Source organism: Enterococcus olivae (assembly GCF_053760925.1).
Map to the genome: position 1 here is coordinate 90143 of NZ_JBSMVT010000008.1, position 19741 is coordinate 109883.

Consider the following 19741-nt stretch of genomic DNA (forward strand, 5'->3'; position numbering starts at 1 on the left):
ACCAAAAAAGGAGTGGAAAAGCATGAGTATATTATGTATAGGTCAAGCAGTTTACGATTTAACATTTTCCTTAGAACAACAAATTATTGAGAATCAAAAGTATCGAATCTATGATCGCCAGGAATGTATGGGGGCCCCAGCAGCAAATGCAGCCTTTCTGTGCTCTTTATGGGGACTCGAGACATCTTTAATCGCTCGTGTCGGAAATGATTTATTCGGAAAGCAGATTTTGTCTAGCTTATCCTCTGTGGGAACAGATACTTCAACTATTCATGTGATGGACGACCAGCCAACAAGTGTCAGTTGCATTATCGTCAATTCTCTCAATGGCAACCGAACCATTTTAAATGCGCCATTAAGAGATAGCCCTTTTGAAATTGTTTGGCCTAAAAATGATCCAGATGTTATTTTAGTAGATGGTCACGAACTGCATATCTCTTTGGTAGCCTTGAAAAAATATCCACACGCTATTTCGATCATCGATGCTGGAACGTATAAACCTGAACTGTCTGAATTATTTCAAGCCGTTGACTATCTTGTTTGCTCAGAAGACTTTGCTTATCAATATACTCAATTATCAGTAGATCTTACTGATAAAGATCAAATTCAAAATATTTTCTCCAAGTTATCTGAGCTAAATCCAAATACTATCGTTGTCACAATAGGTGATCGCGGCAGTCTGTTCAAAAAAAATAACCAAATTCAACATTTTCCAGCATTTACTTCAAAAGTCCTAGATACTACCGGTGCAGGAGATATATTCCATGGTGCTTTTGCATTTGGATTACATCAAAAACAATCATTAGAGGAAATCATAAGATTAGCTTCTGGAGCTTCTGCGCTCTCTGTGCAAAAAATAGGTGGACAAACCTCCATCCCCTCCTTAGCTGAAGTTGAAAAAAGAATCTCTTAAAGTTTATTGAATAAGAAAAACATTGAATCTACTACTTTTTTCGTAGATTCAATGTTTTTTTCAAATCGAATCAATGCAAGTACATCGTTACTTACTGATTACTCACACAAAAATAAAATCCTTTTTTACTTTATAGTTTGTTATGTTCTATTCTCTTTATTTTATAGATCAAACTTTTAACTTGATCTATTTTCTCCCAAGAAAAATTAGTATTACTATTGAAATGTCCATATACTGAAGTTTGTTTAAAGACAGGAGTATTTAAAGAGAGCATCTCTATGATCCCTTTAGGTGACAAATCAAATATTTTCAATACAAGTATTTTCAAAAGGTCCGAAGAAACAGACTCAGTTCCAAATGTATCAATGTCCAGTGCTACTGGACTACTATAGCCAATCGCATAAGAAAGGCCTACCTGACAACGTTGGGCTAAACCTGCTGCTACAATATTTTTGGCAATGTATCTTGCCATATAAGAAGCAGATCGATCTACTTTTGTACAATCTTTTCCAGAAAAAGCTCCACCGCCATGCGGAATAACTCCTCCATATGTATCGACAACGATCTTTCTTCCTGTTAATCCAGTATCTCCTAAAGGACCACCGATTACAAATCTTCCTGTTGGGTTAATCAAAAAACGAGTTGTACTGTCTATCAAAGAAGCATCTACGGTTGTCTTGATCACTTTTTCTAGAAGAACCTCTCTTACCTTTTCAATCGGTGTCTCTTCGGTATGCTGTGCTGATAAAACAATATCTGTAATTTTTATAGGTTTATCAAATTCATCATAAGCCACTGAAACTTGAGCTTTTCCATCAGGCAATAAAAATGGTATAGCCTTTGAATGTCGTAATTCATCTAATTTTTTTACTAAAGAATGTGCCAAATAAATGGATAATGGCAAGTATGCATCCGTTTCAGAACAGGCATAGCCATACATACTTCCTTGATCTCCTGCCCCGACTTCTCCTGATTCCTTTGCCACTCCTAAATCAATATCTGTAGATTGCTGATTTACATTTGTAAGTACAATACATTTTTGAGCGTCTATTCCAATTTCATTAGAAGTATAGCCAACGTTCATCAGTATATTTCTAGCAATCGGTTCAACCTGTATTTTAACTGAACTTTTCACTTCACCTGCAATCAGAAGTAAATTTTTAGATATCATGCATTCTATTGCAACGTGTGCCTCTGGATCTTCCTTAAGATATGCATCCAAAATGCTATCAGAAATCTGGTCACAGAGCTTATCCGGATGTCCTTCTGTCACAGATTCAGATGTTACTATTTTCATAATATTACTCCCTTCATTCAAAAGTATCTATGATTCCAATAATTGCACAATCTATAGGTGCTTCTGAATTGTTGGTTGCCATACGAGCAGAACTACCCTTGGCAACCAAGACAAATTCCCCTTTACCGGCACCGACCAGATCCACTGCCACTATCTCTTCTGTTTTTTCGAGATTATTTCTCTCCAGTAGTTCAACAATTAGTAGTTTATAGCCAATCAATGAGGAATGTTTTTGAGTAGATACAACATTTCCAGCTACTTTTCCTATATACATTTTGGTTCACCTTACTTTCTAAAATTCTTGGCTCAACATGGCAATGCCTATCGGAGTAACAAGTTGAGGATAAATTGGTTTCATTATTTTTATCTTAGTTATTTTTTCAAAGACTTCTTCAAATTGTGGAAATAACGTTGCTCCACCGACTAAATACAACTCATCCACGGGCTTTCCATAGTCTTGAATAAACGTTAGCGTAAGTACTGCCATTTTTTCAACTACTGGTCGAAGTATTCGAAAATTTAAATTATAATTTTCTTTGTCACGTTTGATTTTTTCACTCTCAACCAAATCAACATGATAATTACCTGCTAATACGAGACTCATATGATGACCACCTGTTGGTTCATCCGCAGAATAAACAGGATGCTGATTTTCAAAAATACTGATTCCTGTTGTTCCACCTCCAATATCAACAACCGCTCCATTTATCAGATTCAAAACTTTTGCTGCGGCTTCTGGTTCATCATAAATACCAGACAATTCCATTTCGGCTGCTTCAATTACATGTCCCACCACATTTCTGTTATTACCAGTAGTTTTTGGTGGAATCGCACCCGCCGCACAAAGAATTGGTCGACCTATAGCTTTTTCTGCTTTTTCTTTTAGTTTTTTTACAATTTGAACTGCTTTAGAAAAATCAACAACTAAGCCATCTTTAACTACACTAGTCTCTTCTGAGAAGCAAATAACAGGTGTATCATCTTCATCTAACACGATAAAAACGATTGATGCAGTTCCCAAATCCACCCCGGCTTTGATTTTCTTTTCTTTTTTTAGTGATGTCTTTCTCTGATTGTTTGTATTTTGAACAGCCACCAAAATATCATTCACTTTTTTTAGATCTTGCTTCATCAAATCCCCTTCCCTCTTGTTCTCTATAATACATAGAAAGATTTCTAAAGCATTATAGAGAACATGAAAGTCCTCTATAGTCTATTATAATTTGGGTAATATCTTCTCAACATCTCCATGTGGACGAGGAATAACGTGAACAGAAATTACCTGACCTACGTTAGAAGCTGCCGCCGATCCAGCATCAGTTGCTGACTTCACTGCTCCTACATCACCTCTAACTAAAACGGTCACCAAACCAGAACCAATTTGCTGATAACCTATCAATTGAACATTAGCGGATTTGACCATCGCATCTGCAGCTTCTACTGCACCAATAAAGCCTTTTGTTTCAACCATTCCTAATGCATCATTCATCTACGTTTCCTCCTAAAAATTTTAATTTTCTTAGTTTATTTTTCAACTTTTTTTTGGATCCTTCATTTTTGTTTGCAGTCAAGAACAGTCCATTGTTCGTTTCTTCTTCAGAATCGATTTGTTGATCCTGACATTCATTCTCAGCTTCATTTTGTTCACGATCAATGGATTCGCTGATATCTGTCTCAGATTGCAAATCTTTATTTCCCAATAATCCTTTTACAGGTCTTGGGATAACTTTGCTCGAAACGTAACCATCTTTACTTACAGCAATTTTTTTTGCCGTGTCTATAGCATGTTGGACAGAACTAACATCTCCAAAAATTTTTACAGTCATCCATCCTACACCTTTGGTACGAGCTAGATCTCCAAGTTCAACATTCGCGGACTTTACCATAATATCAGCTATTTCAATCGCTATCACTAAACCATTCACTTCGATCATTCCCAAAGCATCACTCATTTCTATTCCTCTCACTTCCCTTTATCTCGCCAATTTCTTTTAATAAAGTGTAATTGAAATATCTTTTTTTTGCTTCTGCAAAATAGTTCAATAAAATTTCTTGATTGAACTCTGGATAATCAAATCTTGTTTGAGCTTTAAAATAATGCTTAAGTGAATCAATATCTGGTGGTGAGCTGCTTAGTTCCATCTTTCCATTTTGATAGACAAAAATTGGCCAGTAACCACTTTTAACGGCAGCTTTACTTAGTTGGACAGCTGATAATTCAGATTTGTTCAACACGCATGGACTATAGGAAATAATAATAGAAACTCCCTCATGTTCCTCGGCAGCTTTTAACGTTTCAACTGCATGAGCTGGATGGGAAAATAACGAGATTTGACCCACAAACACATTGTCAAACTGCATGGCATAATAACCAAAATCTTTCTTAGAAAAACGGTTCCCTTTCGATGCAAATTTGACTTTTGCTCCAATTGGCGTACCTTTTGAGACTTGTCCACCAGTATTCGCATATCCCTCATTGTCTAGAATGAGAATATTGCAGTCTTCACCTTTAGAAATCAAATGATCCAAACCGCCAAAATCGATATCATACGCCCAGCCATCTCCACCAATTAACCAGTGGCTCCTTTTTATTAGGTAGTGCTTCATGTCAGTGATTTTTTTTAATTTTTCATTAGAAGAAGACTGTATTAGTTTTATAAAACTTTTTATTGAAGTAATTTTTTCCCCATCTGTTTCTAAAATTTCTTCGGCTAATCTTCTAATAGATACAGCATACTGTCTATCGTTTTTAATTTCATCAAGGAGGTTATAAATTTTCTGATGCTGGATTTTGAATCCTAGATCGATACCATATCCAAATGCACTATTATTTTCAAAAAGAGACGTTGCCCAAACTGGACCAGTCTGATCTTTTGTCTGATAAAAAGCAGCATAAGGCGCAGTTGCTGACCAAATAGAGGAACATCCTGTCGCATTGGCTATACTCAATCTTTCCCCAAACAATTGTGTCAATAGTTTTACATAAGGGGTCTCACCACATCCCGCACAAGCCGTGGAATACTTCATCAAAGGTGCTACAAATTGCGATTCGTCTAAAGACAGATTTTCAGAAATCAGTTTTGAATTATCATTTTCATGAACCGTATTCAGCCAATTTTCTCTATGAATGTCCATATTCCTAACATCAATTTCTCTCATTTGAAGCGCTTTTCCTTTTGCTGGACAAGCTTCAACGCATAAGGAGCATCCTGTACATTTTTCATAATTGACCTCGATAGAATAATCATAATCAGTATTCTTGCGATAATTCCCTTCACCACTTTCTACTGAATGGACAAAAGGTCGAATAACTCCATGTGGGCAAACCGTAGCACATAGATTACATTGGTAACATTGACTAGAATTCCAACAAGGAAGTTCTTCAACTGAAGTTATATTTAAAAATTCAGTTTTCCCCATAGGAATTGATCCATCGATCATTTTTGCTTCAATGATATCGTGTGTAGAGATAGAGTTTCCTTGACGTTTTTTTATCGGCTCAATGATTTTAGCTTCATAATTCTTTTCAGAGTTGCTTGCTTTTTCTGTACTAAGATCCTGCCAGCTTTGCTTCACTGGCAATTGATACATACTGTCAATTCCTTCTTCAATCGCAGTAAATACTGAATCCCTGTATTCTTCAACTGACATATAAGAGTGAGTCATTAGTAGTTCTTTGTACCTTTCAATAGACTCTTGATATGGCAAAAGATTTATTTTTGATAACAGTGCACTTACCATCAACGTATTGATCTTTGGTCCAAGCTCAAATTTTCTAGCAATCTTATTCGCAGGGAGAACATATAGTTCAATGTTTTTCTTTGCTAATGAACGTTTAGCAGCATTACTTAATTGCTTTTCCAAACTATCTGCTGTAAAACTATAATTTAATATTAGCACTCCATTATTTTTCATTTGCTCAAGGGGCTGATAGTTGTTTAAATATTGCAACTGATCACACACGATAAAGTCCCACGGCTCTTCGTAATCAGTAGACTGAATTTTCTGGTTGCTCACCAATAAGCGCCCAATCGTCAAGTCTCTCGCTTTGCTTGCTGGATATTCAAAATCAGCCTTGATATCTAGTAATGTATTCTCTCCTATCAGTTTAATGAAATCCTTGGCTCCTGAAATTGCTCCGTCTCCGCCAAGTCCCAAAAATTCTATTAACAATGAATGATTATTATTCTTTTGCTTTAAATCAAAAGTAGATAACGACAGTTTCGTTACATCATCTGTAATACCAAGGGTAAACTCATTTTTTTTATTTGTTTTTTCTAATTCTGAAAATAGCCGACAAATCTGAGAAACCGTGATTTTCTTTCCTCCGAGACCATACCTTCCTCCACTGATATTCACTTTTCTTTCAGATTCAGAACACGTTTTTTGAACGTCAAGAAGTAGTGGTTCTCCGGTTGCTCCCGGCTCCTTCGTTCGATCTAAAACGGCAATCTCTGCAACAGAAGTTGGTAAAATGTCTAAAAATTTTTTCTTAGGAAAAGGACGATACATATGAATCGTCACAACCCCAATCTTTTTAGACTTCAAAAACTCTGAATCAATTGCCTCTTTCACTATTTCCTGAGCAGAACCCATGAGAACAATGACAGATGTTGCTTCTGGACTACCATAGTAATCAACCGTAGAACATTTTGTACCAAACAATGGATTGAATTGTTCAATTGATTGTTCTACTAGCTTTTCCATTGCTTGATACATTATGTTACCTGCTTCTCGCTGTTGAAAGTATAGGTCAGGAGACTGGATCGAACCGCTCACTCTCGGAGAAAAATTTGACATCGAATGGCTTTTAAAAAAATCAATAGCTTCACTATCCACATGTCTTTTTAGCTCGTCATAAGTTGGAACATTTATTTTTCTTACTTCGTGACTTGTATCAAATCCATCAAAAAAATGAACGATTGGAAGTCTTCCTTGAATAGCACTTTGATGTGCTACTGCAGCAAATAATGCTGCTTCTTGTACACTACCTGAAGAAAGCATGACTGCTCCAGTTTGTCTGACAGCCATCACGTCACTATGATCTCCGTGGATATTTAAGCTAGATGTAGCAATTGAGCGCGAAGCAACATGCAGAACACCTGGAAGTAATTCACCAGCCATTTTATATAGCGCAGGGATCATCAATAATAATCCTTGAGAAGATGTAAAACTTGTAGTCAGGATTCCCGACTTAAGCAATCCATGCATACTCCCAGCAACACTAGCTTCTGACTCCATCATCGTTGTTGTGACTACATCATCAAATATATTTGTTTTATTCTTACCTGACCATTCTTCAACAAGTTCAGCCATTTTTGAAGATGGGGTAATCGGAAAGAGTCCAACTACTTCTGAAAATCCATAAGAAATATAAGCAACTGCAAAATTTCCGTCCATTATCTTTTTCAAACCAGATTCCCCACCTTTCTTATTACCCACCAATTTGGCAGTTTATTCCAATTCCTTCAACTAACTCACTAAGAATCTCCATTTTTTCATTTGATGGAGCCTCCAAATCTTCTGATAAATATTCCTTATCTAAATGATCATATTTATTGGATCCATACGGATGATAGGGTAGCAGATGGACTTTACTAGCCTGCAAAGATTTTGCGATTACTGCAATTTGCGCTATTTCTTCTGGTTGATCATTAAATCCTGGTACCACAGGAATTCTAACAACTAATTCTATATCAGGAAATTCTGAGATAGTTTTGGCTGCTTTCAAAATCAAGTCGTTGGGTTGTCCAATATATTTTCGATGTTTCACACTGTTTAAATGTTTGATGTCCAACAAAACTAGGTCTGTGTGAGGGAGAACTTTTTCTAAAGTTTCTTGTCTGGCAAAACCTGTCGTTTCGATTGCAGTATGCCACCCTTGTTCTTTACAGGCCGCCAATAATTCTGCTGCCATATCCGGTTGGCCTAGTACTTCTCCACCCGATAATGTTATGCCACCATTAGATTTCCGATAATGGATCTCATCTTTTTTTAGTTCGGTGATCAACTCTGAAACAGACATTTCATTTCCTGACATTACTAACGCTTCGCTATAACAGACCTCCGTGCATTTTCCACAATTCACACATTTTTCTCGGTCAATAGTCACTTCTGGTGTATAAGTTATCGCTCCATAAGGACAAGCGGGAGCACATAGTCCACAACTGATACAGTTTTTCGGAATAACCATTAGTTCTTGATGGAAATTTTGACTTTCTGGATTACAGCACCATTCACAACGCAAAGGACATCCCTTAAAAAATACGATTGTTCGAATACCAGGACCATCATGAACAGAAAAACGCTGAATATCGAAGATCATGCCTTTTTTTTCTTTTGTTCCGTTCACTTGTTCCACCTCACTATCCTTATTTTAAAAAGCCTGTTCTGTTCTTGCGATAATGTCCTCTTGGATAGATTTATCCAATGAAACAAAGTGAGCACTATAACCTGCAACACGAACAACTAAATTCTTATATTTCTCTGGATTTTTTTGCGCATCTCTTAATTTTTCTCGACTAATAACATTAAATTGAACATGCATTCCTTTTTGATCAAAATAAGCTCGTACTAATGCTGAAAGATTTTTCAATCCTGTTTCGCCCTGCAGTGCAGAAGGATGAAATTTCTGATTCAGTAAGGTACCATTGGAAGCAATGTGATGGTCTAATTTTGAAACAGAGTTTAATGCTGCAGTAGGACCACTCTGATCTCTTCCTGAGGTTGGTGAAACACCGTCAGCAAGTGGTTCTCCAGCATAACGACCATCTGCAGAAGCTTTTGTTTCTAAACCACATGAAACATTAGCTGAAACCGGATATAATCCCGGCTGGAAGGTTCCACCACGTGGATTTTTATATTTTTGAACTTCTTCGCAATAAATCAAAGCGACATCACGCACCAATTCATCTACTTCATCAACGTCATTTCCAAATTTTGGAGCCCCGTTGATCAATAAATGACGAATATATTCTCCATCTACAGCTTCTTGCTTATCAACAGTGACTTGCTTACTTTCTATTGAATCGTCATTGCCGGAAAGTAATGATTTCAATAATTCAACCAATTTATCACTTGTAAGATCAGATAGATCAATATTTGATAAATGTTCTTTCGGATTTGATTGTGCTTGAATCTCATCTTTACCAAAGTTACTGTCTAACACTTGTTTCAATTCAGGCAAAGTCATTTTTCCTTCTTCAAATACTAATTTTTTAATTGCCATTAGAGAATCTCCTGCATTGGCGATCCCAACTCCTTGAGGACCAGTGAAGTTATATTTCGCTCCACCTTCCTGCAGTGATTTTCCTTTTTCAATACAACTATCAACCATTGAAGACAAAAATGGCAATGGTGCTCGTTGTCCATGTGAGACATCCACTGAATTGTCTGCATTGATCAACAATTTAACAAAATATTTCATCTGTTTTTCAAACGCTTCTTCCAGCTGTTTATAAGTTTGAAAAGAAGAAATATCTCCTGTTTGCAAGCCAATTTTTTGACCATCTGAATAGCCATTATTCATTGTAATTTCTAAGACTTTTGGAATATTAAAGAATGCTGCATCATGCCAACCTTCCGTTTTCCCTCCAACTTGTGGTTCAACACAGCCAATAATTCCGTAATCACGCGCATCTTCCAAAGAGATACCACGATTTTCCAGCGCTGGAATAATCACTTCATCGCTATAATAAGCAGGCATTCCCAAACCTAATCGAGATACTTCACCAGCTTTATGAATCAAAGTCTCTGGTGTTCGATTCCAAACTCGAATAGAGATTGATGGTTGAGGTAGTTTAGTATGAGAGGTTGCTTCTAAACAAGCATAAGAAAGCTTGTTCGTTACATCTCTGCCTTTTCCATCTTGACCGCCAACGATCAAGTTTTGGAACATAGGATATCCACCAAATGCTTTTGTTGAAGCTTCATCTCGAATTTTATTCACGTCATTAAATTTCACCCATAAACAATCTAGTAATTCTTGAGCTTCCATCTCAGAAAGATTTCCGTTTTCAACATCCTGTAAATAATACGGATAAACGTATTGATCAAAACGCATTGGAGAAATCGAATGTCCATTAGATTCAATTTGAATAACAGCCTGAATGATCCAAAATGACTGTAGTGCTTCGTAAAAGTTTTCTGCTGGATTTTCCGGTACTTTAGAAAGAATCTCACTGACTTTGATCAATTCATCTTTTCTTTTCATATCAGTTACTGAGTTTGCTTCATTGCTTGCTAATTTAGCTAAACGATGAGCGTATTCAATCACTGCATCGATCGAAATAAGCACCGCTTCAAGAAAATGAGACTTAGTGACTGCTTCTGGATCACCTGCATCCAAAGCATTGAATGCTGCCAATGTCTCTTCTCTAATTCCTTTTAAGCCGACCTCAAGAACTTTGCGATAATCTACAGAAATGTGTCCGATTCCATTAAAGTAGTAATTACCTACAGTAAATACTCCGGCATTCATTGCTGTTACGGTTTCTGGAAACATTAACTCCGTTGCAAACTCATTAGTAGTGCGACCCTTCCAGTATTTAAACGCTTCAGATAGTTCTGTCTTTACTTGCTCTGAGATTTTAAAGACATCACCTTTTCTTTTTTCAATACGATCAAATTCATCTTCTAACCATTGATTAGAAAATTCGGGGAAAATCTGAGTTCCTCTAGGAGTGGTTGTTAAATTTCCAATAATCAGCTCTTCAGGTCGAATAACCAAACTCATATTTTTAAGGATTTTTTCTAAAGCTTTCGCTCTTCGAATAATAATAGGTTGATTTTCAGTTTCTTTATACGATGCTGTAATTAAAAGAGCTCTTTCCGACTCTACAGTTGGATCATTTTCAAATAAATGGTCGATCAATCGATCGATACGTGCATTTTTTTCTGTCATGTTTGTTCTCCTCTCTATGCTTCTGTTTTAGAATAATATGGAACAATTAATTTAAAGTAGATGAGTCCAGCAAATATCGCTCCTAAAATCGGACCGAAAATCGGTACAATCAGTCCATAGAAACTTTCTCCCAACGCTTGAGATCCCCATCCTGAAATCAAAGTGAACAGTCTAGGCCCTAAATCTCTTGCAGGATTCATTGCAAATCCTGACAAGGTGCCAAAAGCCTGTCCACAAATCGTTACCGTCAATCCTATGACGATGGCCGGTAGTCCACTAGTAGGTGCACCTCCATTTTTTCCATCAGTTACGGAAAAAATGACTAGCATCAGTATCATTGTAATAGTGAATTCTACAAAAAATGCATTGATCATACTTACGTCTACTCCTGCTGATGTAGCAAAGATTCCTGATGTAGCAACACCATCTGCTGTTCCTCTGACGATATTATTAGAGACTTCATAATTGACTATCACCGATCTAAACAATCCGTATACTGTCGCAGCTGCAACAAATGCACCAATAGTCTGTGCGATGATGTAGGAAACCACTTTTTTCCAAGGAAATTTGGCCCATATTGCAAGAGAAATCGTAACTGCCGGATTCAAATGTGCGCCAGAAACAAATCCAGCGATATAAATACCCAACGATACCCCGATCCCCCATACAACTGCCATTTCTCCATATGAAATATCTGTTCCAGTCACTATCAATATAGCTACTGAAGCCAAACCTAACAATACAAAGACAAATGTTCCTATCGCCTCTGCCAAACATTCTCCATATAAAGCTTTGTTCATTGATTTTTCACTCTCTTCCTTAAACAAATCTAATATAGAGAAAGATAGATTTGTTTGAATTCTTCTATTGAAGGATTTTTAGGGTTTGTTTTAGTACAATCATCTTTTAGAGCTAATTCAGCTATTTCATTAGCAACATTTTCATAATTTTCTTTAGAAATAGAAAAACTGGAAAATTTCTTTTCTATTCCCAACGCTTCATTTAAATAAGAAATAGCTAATTTTAAATTATTAACTCCCTCTTCCAGTGTATTTGATGGTAAGCCTAATAATTTTGCTAAATTTTGATATTTTCCAACTTTTTCTGATTTTGAATTGAAAGAAATTACGGCAGGTAACAAAATGGCATTGATTCTACCATGGGGAAGATGATGAAGTCCTCCAATCGCATGTGCTAAGCTATGATTGATTCCTAACGAACTATTTGTAAATGCCATTCCCGCAATAGCTGAAGCTTCATGCATCTTTTTTCTTGCATACAAATTTTCAGGTTCATTAAATGCTGTAATCAGATTTTCGAAAACTAAAGATACTGCTTTCTCTGATAGCGCATCTGTAAATGAATTAGAATTAGTAGAGACATATGCTTCAATAGCATGCGTCAAGACATCCATTCCCGTATCTGCAGTAATTTTGGCTGGTACAGATTTTACCAAGTTCACGTCAAGCAAAGCTACATCTGGTATCAGACGCTTATCAACAAACGGTTTCTTATCCTTCCCATTTGTAATTACCGTAAAAGAAGTTACCTCACTACCGGTGCCACTTGTGGACGGAATGGCAATGAATTCCGGTTTTTTATAGTTTTGATCAATTTGAAAGTTGGACAAAACCATACCTTTCGCAGTATCGATCGCTGAACCTCCACCAATTGCAACTAAACACTTGGGGGCAAAGTCGTTCATTGCAAGTAAACCTTTCGCAATTGTTTCGATAGTAGGATCCGGTGTTATATCACTGAAAATGAAAAATTCTAATTTGTTCTTTTTCAAAATTTCAGTAATTGTTTTGATAAATCCTAGTTGGATCATCATGGGATCTGAGACAATAAAAATTTTATTCATTTGACAATTATTGAAATAACTTTCAATAGAAGTATCAAAAACTACGTTAGACGGAATCGAAAACTCATTCATCTGCTTTTCCTCCTTATAGTTTTGATAATTTTTGAATGGCCATTTGAATCAGCTCTTTGATTTCAGACTCAGAGACATCCTCGTCCAGTTGAATCGGTATCGATGGTTTTTCATCAATGATTTCTGGTTCTCTCAAATCATAAAGATCTCTTACACCATACGCTGCTTTTCGAATGTTCACTAAATTGAACGGTGTTACATTGTCTGAAGTTGAGCTTCCTCCAACCGCACCACATCCAAGGGTAAGAGCTGGTGCCAAATTAGTCGTCGCACCAATACCTCCTAAAGCGCCTGGTGTGTTGATCAACATTCTTGAAACTGGTTTTCTTAATGCAAATTCTTTCACCACTTCTTCATCTTGAGAGTGAATACACAATGTATGACCTTTTCCTTCAACGTTTAACAATTCGATTGATCGACTGCAGGCTTCCATCCAACCAGGCTCTTTGAAAAATGCCAAGATTGGGCAAAGTTTCTCTCTGCAGTATGGATTATCTTTCGATACCTCCGTTTGTGAAGAAATCAAAACAGTTGTGTCATTCGGTACATTGATTCCGGCCATTTCAGCTAATTTTACTGCGGTTTTTCCTACAATCTGGGGATTCATCGTTCCATTTGCTCGTAAAATATAACCAGCCAGCTTTGTGCTTTCATCATTTGAAAGAAAATAAGCATGCTTCAATTTAAATTCTTCGATTACTTTGTCTGCAATGATTTCCTCTACTACAATTGATTGTTCTGATGCACAAATCACTCCATTATCAAATGTTTTACTCGTGATGATATCTGAAACAGCTTTTGGGATATTTGCAGTTCTTTCAATGAATGCCGGGCCATTACCCGGACCAACACCAATAGCCGGATTTCCAGAACTGTAAGCTGCGCGGACCATTGCTTCTCCACCAGTTGCTAAAATCAAGGCTGTATCACGATGCTTCATCAACTCTTCTGTTCCTTTACCACTCAAAGTAGTTAATGACGAAATGATGCCTTTAGGGGCACCGATTTCATCAGCCGCTTGATTTAAAATCTTTATCGTCTCTAAAATGGCATTTTTTGCCCCAGGATGCGGAGAAAATACAATAGCATTCCCAGACTTGATTGAGATCAATGACTTATAAATCGTGGTTGACGTTGGATTGGTTGATGGGACCAATCCAATAATCACTCCCATTGGAACCCCTACATGAAGTACTTTATTTTCTTTGTCATCCTTCAAAATCCCAACTGTTTGCAGCTCTTTGATATTCTCGTAGACACTTTCACTGGCAAATTTATTTTTAAGTGTTTTGTCTTGAACATTGCCAAATCCTGTCTCTTTATTTGCTAATTCCGCTAAATAAGTAGCATTTTCACTTGCTTTTTTAGCCAAATGACAAACGATTTTATCTAATTGCTCTTGAGTCATTTCAGCCAATTTTTCTTGAGCTTGCTTTGCTGTTGCAATAGCAATTCTCGCTTCCTGAATCGATTGCAAGTCCTTATCGTATAACACGTATCATTCCTCCTTATTTTGCAAATCTAGCAAAAATTCTTTTGCCAAATCCGTCATTTTATTTTTAGATAGTTTGAAATTGCCAGGATTTTCTTTTACATCATTCAATGTAAATATTTTGTCTGTAGAATAATCTATTTGTTTGTTCTCTTTGATCGGTGAATCATCTTCTTCGAAGAAATTTTCAACAGCTTCTTTCCAAGCTGTCAAAGGCAAACTATCAACACCCATATTTAATAAATTGGCTTGATATTCTTCATAGAGATTCTTCAGAAAAAAATTATTATTTAGTTCTCTGTAAGCAGCATTATCAGTATCCAAATTCCAGCAATGGTTGGAAGCCAAAATCTGCTTTCCATTTAATAAACATTGAAGAACTATTGACAACGGATCTGTATCTGCAACTCCTACAGCTAATTTTGCTAGGCTATTTCGGGTCAAATAAGGAATCAGAATCAAATCAAAAGACTGAAGTCGCTTCTGGATATTTTGGTCATAGGTTTCAATCGTATTTCCTAATTGCTCCCATTTACGCGTATCAAAATTTTTTTTATAGGCGTCTGAAAAAACAAATTCATATTGACAATTCAAGTACTCCCTCTCCAAAAGATCATAAATAATGGACTCTTCTAAATTACTTCCGAAGCATACGACCAAAATTTTTTTTTTTCGAATTTGAAGCTCGTTGATGATTTTTTCTATGAGTTGCTCTATGCCAATCATACTTATCACCTCATCTTGCTTGAATAATTTCAACGAATGAATTTTTAGTATTTAACTCTGCCGCATTAGCCTCATCAGTATCCAAATGGCACTCCAGTCTGAAGTCATCTCTAACTCGAATCACTGTATTACATAGAATTATTTCACGCTCACCTGACGTACGAATCTGTACTAACTGTCCATTAGTGACATTAAATTTTTCAGCTTCTGTTGGAGACATATGAATGTGTCTTTTCGCTATGATTACATTTTTTTCCAAAAAAACACTTCCTTTTGGTCCTACCACAAAAATTGAAGCCGCATTTGTTAAATCCCCTGATTCATTCACTGGAGGATGGATTCCTAGTTGAAATGAGTCTGTTTTTGAAATTTCCAGCTGCGAAACATTTCTTGCTGGTCCAAGAACACGAACATTGTGTATACTATTCTTTGGCCCAACGATTGTAACAGTCTGTTTTGCGGCAAACTGTCCTGGCTGCCCTAAATCTTTTTGGTGTTCTAGAACAGCCTCTTTACCAAATAAAATTTCAATATCAGCTTGGCACAAATGAATATGTCTATTAGAAATTCCAACTGGGATTTTCTTGTCATTCTTAACTTCTTCTTTCTCCTTTTGGAGCTCACACAAAAGTTGTTGTGCTATTTTTCTTAATGCTTCATCAGAAAAAATTTGCTTTTTCATTCAATCACTTCCAGACTAGACCAAAGTGGGTGTTGAAGACGATGGTGCAGTACCTCCCAATGCTTCCAAAGAGGCTAGACCGACCTCTTGTGCACTGATCAAAGATTGCTTTACTGCCCCTGAATCTCCTGTGATCGTTACAATTATTTCATTTGATCGAGCAGTACCTTCGTTAGGACTAGCATAAGTAACAATTTCAACATTGGCTGTTTTCACTGCAGTATCTGCCATCAATAGTCCAATGGCTGCTGGAGCTCCTACAATGATCCCAAAAGATTTTCCGACAGGAGCATTAAAACCAAATTCAAGTGCTTGACTAGCTCTAGCCGTATAATGAAGCTCAATGTGACCTGCTTCATTTGAATAGATGTTACCAAAGTTTTTCTCTACAGCAGACAACGTGATTTCAACTGCTCTACGTGCATCTGAAACATCTTCGGCAGCAAAAATAATTGTCGCTCCATGTCCAGCTCCGCCTTTTGTATCACGTGCCATCTCAATTTTTACAATTTCAGTATTCGTTGCCTTCACTGCTTCATCTGCAGACATAACATGTGGCGCTCCTCCAGTACGAGCACTCAAAAATCCAATAGATCGATATTTGGGATCTAAGCCAATGTGTTCATGAAGCTGTGAATCGATATTGGCAATTACCATACCGATCGTATCGCCCATGGCAGTTCCAACAAATTCTGTCAAATGTACGGCTTTTCCTTCATTAGTAGATTCTGTCTGATTATTTACTCTTTTTTGAGCTTCCGAAAGAACTCTTTCTAATAATTCTTCATTCATTCTCAACACTCCTTATTATTCTTTTTCTAAAATAACTGATTCAATGTCTGAATGTGGTCTTGGTATCACATGTGTGGCTACCACTTCGCCCACAGCCTGAGCAGCTGAAGTACCTGCATCTACTGCAGCTTTTACAGCACCAACATCTCCTCTAACAAGCATGGTTACTAAACCTGAACCAATTTTTTCACTTTTTACTAATTTCACGTTCGCTGCCTTTACCATTGCGTCTGCTGCTTCGATGGAAGCTATCAAGCCTCGTGTTTCTACCATTCCTAATGCTTCTTGTCCCATAAAAAATTCCTCCTAAATAAAATATATTTAACAATACAAGCATACAGATAAAACGTTTTCTAAAATTGTTGTTTGTTAACTAATTATTTAACGTATTTGACCAATTAAATATAACTGTTAAGACCATATATAATAATCATGACATTTTAAATTTTTAGAAAACTTCCGTAACCCAATTCTTTTTAAAAAATGTTCTGCTATAATTGATAATAAGGAAACTCTATAGGAGGAATTTTTAATGATTACAAGTGAAGAATTACACTTGGTTGATGTGATCGATATTTCTGTCTTGCAAAATGTTCAGAGAAAATTATCTAACTTAGTTGATGTTTCTGTTGTAACTGTTGATGCTGAAGGAAAACCAGTTGGAAATCTAAATAATTTCACTTCCTTTTGCGACTTGATTAGATCAACAGAAGTAGGTGCCAAAAGATGCATGGAATGCGATGCAATAGCTGAAAAAAAAGCATTCCATCAAAATAAGTCTATTAGTTATGATTGTTCTTTCGGTTTAAAGGATTGTTGTGTACCAATAATAGTGGAAGGAAAACTTTTAGGAGCAGTATTAGGCGGGCAAGTATTAGTAAGTAAAGAAACAGATACAGATCCGAGACAGTCTATTAATGTAGATAAAATCTCCAGTGAATTAAATATAAATAAAGAGCGCCTCCAGGAAGCTGTTAATAATATTGCAATAGTTGAAGAACAGTACTTACAAGATTGCATCGATTTTTATGAGGTGATTGCAAATTATCTCATAGAAATGGGCATGAAATCGATCGCTCAGCAAAAATTACTCAAGGAATCGAATGAAAAACTCGAATTTGAAAAACGACTGAAAAATGCTGAATTAAAAACAATTGAAGCCCAAATCAACCCTCATTTTTTGTTCAACACTTTAAACAGTATCGCAAGAATTGCCTTAACTGAAAATGCTGAAATGACTGAAGAAATGATTTATAATTTATCTGATTTACTACGATACAATTTACGACAGACTGAAGAATTTCCTACATTAGAATCTGAACTTGCCAACATTCAAAGATACCTCTATATACAAAAGACACGATATCAAGAACGATTGGATTACGAAATAATCACTGATGATAGTATCAACCGTTACTGTATTCCTAATATGATTTTGCAACCTATAGTTGAAAACGCTATTATACATGGTATCGAACCTCTTCTCAAAGGTGGGAAAGTCATTATTTCTGTAAAAAAAGTAAATGATACAATTATTCTAGATGTGAGCGATACAGGAATTGGTATACCGAATTTTATCAAAAAAAGTATTTTAAAATTTTCAACTGAGAAAAAACATCCTGGATTAGGTGTCAACAATTCTCATTTACGGATTAAGGACCATTTTGGTAATCCATATGGTCTAACTTTTGAAAATTTTGCAAAGTATTCAACTACTGTACGAATCACCTTTCCAGCATTTACGGACATCAAACAGTTTGATAAAAGCGAGGGAATCATAAATGACTACTAAACTACTTATTGTAGAAGATGAAAACCTAGAAAAAGAGGCTCTTAAAAAAATCATTGAGAAAAATTATAAAGAAATACTCATAGTGGGTACCGCTACAAGTGGGTATGAAGCGATCAAACTAGCCGAGCAGTTTAAGCCTGATATTATACTGATGGATATCGGTCTACCAGAATTAGATGGTCTTTCTGCTCAAAAAAAAATCATTGAGTTTTCACCCAATGTTAAAACAATTATTTTAACAGCCTATTCAGACTTTCAACATGCTCAAAAAGCTATTAATAGCAAAGTTGCTGACTATCTGGTGAAACCAATTCGTACAAAAGAACTAAAAAAATCGATTAATACTATACTAGAAACCTTACATCAAGAAAACCTAACGATTAGTTCTCCAGAAAAAATGAACGAAATTGGTAAAAATGAGATTATCAGAAAAGCATTAAAATATGTGGAAGAAAACTATACTGAGAATATCCAATTGAAAACATTGGCAGAAATTCTATACTTGAATCCTCAGTATCTAAGTAGATTATTTAAAAAAGAATTGAACATAAGTTTCAGTGAATTTCTTATTTTATATCGATTAGAAATTTCAAAAGACTTATTGAAGAGTACATCATTACCTATTTATGCGGTTGCAACAAAATCCGGATTTACAGATGCCTCTTATTATTGTAAAATTTTCAAAAAATTTTTAGGTGTTAGTCCACTAAAATTTAGAAATAGTTTTTAGAATTCTGTACTTCTATGAGAAATCAGTGCAGGTAGTTTTTCAAAGGACTATGATATACGTCGTTGAACGATAAAATATCCGAATAATAGAAGAATTGCTAGGGCAGTCCAAATGGTCTTCGTCACAATTTCACTTAGGTTTAGTGACCTTTCTTCTAACTTATTCGGATATTTTTGGTCTTGTTTTTCTTTATGTTGGAGTATCTATTCCTTCATTTTCTTTTAAAAAATGTATTGTGATTAATCACTAGTTAGCTTGACCACCTAAATCAATAGATTTAATTTCTAGTTTTTGTCCTCTTAATCTCGAAAGATATTATCAATTTTTTTAAGCTGACGAGATCTTATTCTTTAAATACATTCCTTTTTTAATTCCTCAGTATAAATATTCATTCATAATGCTCTAAATTACCATCTTGAGCTTCTATATATTACAAATAAAAATCGGGATTCACTAATTCGACAGTCTCACGTCATCTG

The 19741-nt window shown here is 36.0% G+C and carries 18 protein-coding genes; 3 read left to right on the top strand and 15 right to left on the bottom strand.

Features of this window, described 5'->3' with window-relative positions; genetic code table 11:
- Positions 1-22 precede the first annotated feature (22 nt).
- Positions 23-913 carry a carbohydrate kinase family protein gene (locus ACWODM_RS07405; RefSeq protein ID WP_455320735.1) on the top strand — a complete coding sequence of 297 codons (891 nt, stop codon included), beginning with the start codon at positions 23-25 and terminating at the stop codon, positions 911-913.
- 130 nt (positions 914-1043) lie between these two features.
- Here ACWODM_RS07405 and metK read toward each other — a convergent pair whose 3' ends face one another.
- From metK to ACWODM_RS07480, 15 genes are all read right to left on the bottom strand, one after another.
- A complete protein-coding gene (gene metK / locus ACWODM_RS07410) occupies positions 1044-2210 on the bottom strand; it encodes a methionine adenosyltransferase (protein ID WP_455320736.1) in 1167 nt (388 codons plus the stop codon).
- A 13-nt stretch (positions 2211-2223) separates the two neighbouring features.
- On the bottom strand, positions 2224-2484 hold the full coding sequence (locus ACWODM_RS07415; protein ID WP_455320737.1) for a EutN/CcmL family microcompartment protein: 261 nt from the start codon (positions 2482-2484) through the stop codon (positions 2224-2226).
- 18 nt (positions 2485-2502) lie between these two features.
- Positions 2503-3342 (bottom strand): ethanolamine utilization protein EutJ, encoded by an 840-nt coding sequence (gene eutJ, locus ACWODM_RS07420; protein ID WP_455320738.1) that lies wholly within the window; start codon positions 3340-3342, stop codon positions 2503-2505.
- Between the two features lie 84 nt (positions 3343-3426).
- A complete protein-coding gene (pduA, locus tag ACWODM_RS07425; RefSeq protein WP_455320739.1) occupies positions 3427-3699 on the bottom strand; it encodes a propanediol utilization microcompartment protein PduA in 273 nt (90 codons plus the stop codon).
- Positions 3692-4162 carry a BMC domain-containing protein gene (locus ACWODM_RS07430; protein WP_455320740.1) on the bottom strand — a complete coding sequence of 157 codons (471 nt, stop codon included), beginning with the start codon at positions 4160-4162 and terminating at the stop codon, positions 3692-3694. Before ACWODM_RS07430 ends, pduA begins: the two co-directional genes overlap by 8 nt.
- On the bottom strand, positions 4155-7622 hold the full coding sequence (nifJ, locus tag ACWODM_RS07435; protein WP_455320741.1) for a pyruvate:ferredoxin (flavodoxin) oxidoreductase: 3468 nt from the start codon (positions 7620-7622) through the stop codon (positions 4155-4157). The genes ACWODM_RS07430 and nifJ overlap by 8 nt, the downstream gene beginning before the upstream one ends.
- Positions 7623-7644: 22 nt before the next feature.
- Positions 7645-8562, bottom strand: coding sequence for a glycyl-radical enzyme activating protein (locus tag ACWODM_RS07440; RefSeq protein ID WP_455320742.1), 918 nt, complete (start codon positions 8560-8562; stop codon positions 7645-7647).
- A gap of 24 nt (positions 8563-8586) precedes the next feature.
- Positions 8587-11112 carry a glycyl radical protein gene (locus ACWODM_RS07445; RefSeq protein ID WP_455320743.1) on the bottom strand — a complete coding sequence of 842 codons (2526 nt, stop codon included), beginning with the start codon at positions 11110-11112 and terminating at the stop codon, positions 8587-8589.
- Between the two features lie 14 nt (positions 11113-11126).
- A complete protein-coding gene (locus tag ACWODM_RS07450; protein ID WP_455320744.1) occupies positions 11127-11912 on the bottom strand; it encodes an MIP/aquaporin family protein in 786 nt (261 codons plus the stop codon).
- A 29-nt stretch (positions 11913-11941) separates the two neighbouring features.
- Entirely contained in the window at positions 11942-13048 is a 1107-nt protein-coding gene (locus ACWODM_RS07455; RefSeq protein ID WP_455320745.1) for a 1-propanol dehydrogenase PduQ, read from the bottom strand.
- A 13-nt stretch (positions 13049-13061) separates the two neighbouring features.
- Positions 13062-14543, bottom strand: a complete 1482-nt coding sequence (locus tag ACWODM_RS07460) for an acetaldehyde dehydrogenase (acetylating) (RefSeq protein WP_455320746.1) — start codon at positions 14541-14543, stop codon at positions 13062-13064.
- Between the two features lie 3 nt (positions 14544-14546).
- Positions 14547-15266: a hypothetical protein gene (locus ACWODM_RS07465; RefSeq protein ID WP_455320747.1), complete on the bottom strand. Its 720-nt coding sequence runs from the start codon at positions 15264-15266 to the stop codon at positions 14547-14549.
- 10 nt (positions 15267-15276) lie between these two features.
- A complete protein-coding gene (gene pduL / locus ACWODM_RS07470; RefSeq protein WP_455320748.1) occupies positions 15277-15948 on the bottom strand; it encodes a phosphate propanoyltransferase in 672 nt (223 codons plus the stop codon).
- 15 nt (positions 15949-15963) lie between these two features.
- Entirely contained in the window at positions 15964-16740 is a 777-nt protein-coding gene (gene pduB / locus ACWODM_RS07475; RefSeq protein WP_455320749.1) for a propanediol utilization microcompartment protein PduB, read from the bottom strand.
- A gap of 15 nt (positions 16741-16755) precedes the next feature.
- The gene (locus ACWODM_RS07480) at positions 16756-17034 is read right to left on the bottom strand and encodes a BMC domain-containing protein (protein WP_455320750.1); all 279 of its coding nucleotides are present in this window, start codon (positions 17032-17034) and stop codon (positions 16756-16758) included.
- 238 nt (positions 17035-17272) lie between these two features.
- Between ACWODM_RS07480 and ACWODM_RS07485 the strand changes: the two genes are divergently transcribed.
- Both ACWODM_RS07485 and ACWODM_RS07490 read left to right on the top strand, forming a co-directional pair.
- A complete protein-coding gene (locus tag ACWODM_RS07485; protein ID WP_455320751.1) occupies positions 17273-18532 on the top strand; it encodes a sensor histidine kinase in 1260 nt (419 codons plus the stop codon).
- Positions 18522-19262 carry a response regulator transcription factor gene (locus ACWODM_RS07490; protein WP_455320752.1) on the top strand — a complete coding sequence of 247 codons (741 nt, stop codon included), beginning with the start codon at positions 18522-18524 and terminating at the stop codon, positions 19260-19262. Before ACWODM_RS07485 ends, ACWODM_RS07490 begins: the two co-directional genes overlap by 11 nt.
- Positions 19263-19741: the final 479 nt, after the last annotated feature.

Bases quoted from the DNA above. Each gene is read 5' to 3' on its own strand.
- ACWODM_RS07405 (WP_455320735.1), top strand. From the start codon at position 23: ATGAGTATATTATGTATAGGTCAAGCAGTTTACGATTTAACATTTTCC.
- metK (WP_455320736.1), bottom strand. From the start codon at position 2,210: ATGAAAATAGTAACATCTGAATCTGTGACAGAAGGACATCCGGATAAG.
- ACWODM_RS07415 (WP_455320737.1), bottom strand. From the start codon at position 2,484: ATGTATATAGGAAAAGTAGCTGGAAATGTTGTATCTACTCAAAAACAT.
- eutJ (WP_455320738.1), bottom strand. From the start codon at position 3,342: ATGAAGCAAGATCTAAAAAAAGTGAATGATATTTTGGTGGCTGTTCAA.
- pduA (WP_455320739.1), bottom strand. From the start codon at position 3,699: ATGAATGATGCATTAGGAATGGTTGAAACAAAAGGCTTTATTGGTGCA.
- ACWODM_RS07430 (WP_455320740.1), bottom strand. From the start codon at position 4,162: ATGAGTGATGCTTTGGGAATGATCGAAGTGAATGGTTTAGTGATAGCG.
- ACWODM_RS07445 (WP_455320743.1), bottom strand. From the start codon at position 11,112: ATGACAGAAAAAAATGCACGTATCGATCGATTGATCGACCATTTATTT.
- ACWODM_RS07450 (WP_455320744.1), bottom strand. From the start codon at position 11,912: ATGAACAAAGCTTTATATGGAGAATGTTTGGCAGAGGCGATAGGAACA.
- ACWODM_RS07455 (WP_455320745.1), bottom strand. From the start codon at position 13,048: ATGAATGAGTTTTCGATTCCGTCTAACGTAGTTTTTGATACTTCTATT.
- ACWODM_RS07465 (WP_455320747.1), bottom strand. From the start codon at position 15,266: ATGATTGGCATAGAGCAACTCATAGAAAAAATCATCAACGAGCTTCAA.
- pduL (WP_455320748.1), bottom strand. From the start codon at position 15,948: ATGAAAAAGCAAATTTTTTCTGATGAAGCATTAAGAAAAATAGCACAA.
- pduB (WP_455320749.1), bottom strand. From the start codon at position 16,740: ATGAATGAAGAATTATTAGAAAGAGTTCTTTCGGAAGCTCAAAAAAGA.
- ACWODM_RS07480 (WP_455320750.1), bottom strand. From the start codon at position 17,034: ATGGGACAAGAAGCATTAGGAATGGTAGAAACACGAGGCTTGATAGCT.
- ACWODM_RS07485 (WP_455320751.1), top strand. From the start codon at position 17,273: ATGATTACAAGTGAAGAATTACACTTGGTTGATGTGATCGATATTTCT.
- ACWODM_RS07490 (WP_455320752.1), top strand. From the start codon at position 18,522: ATGACTACTAAACTACTTATTGTAGAAGATGAAAACCTAGAAAAAGAG.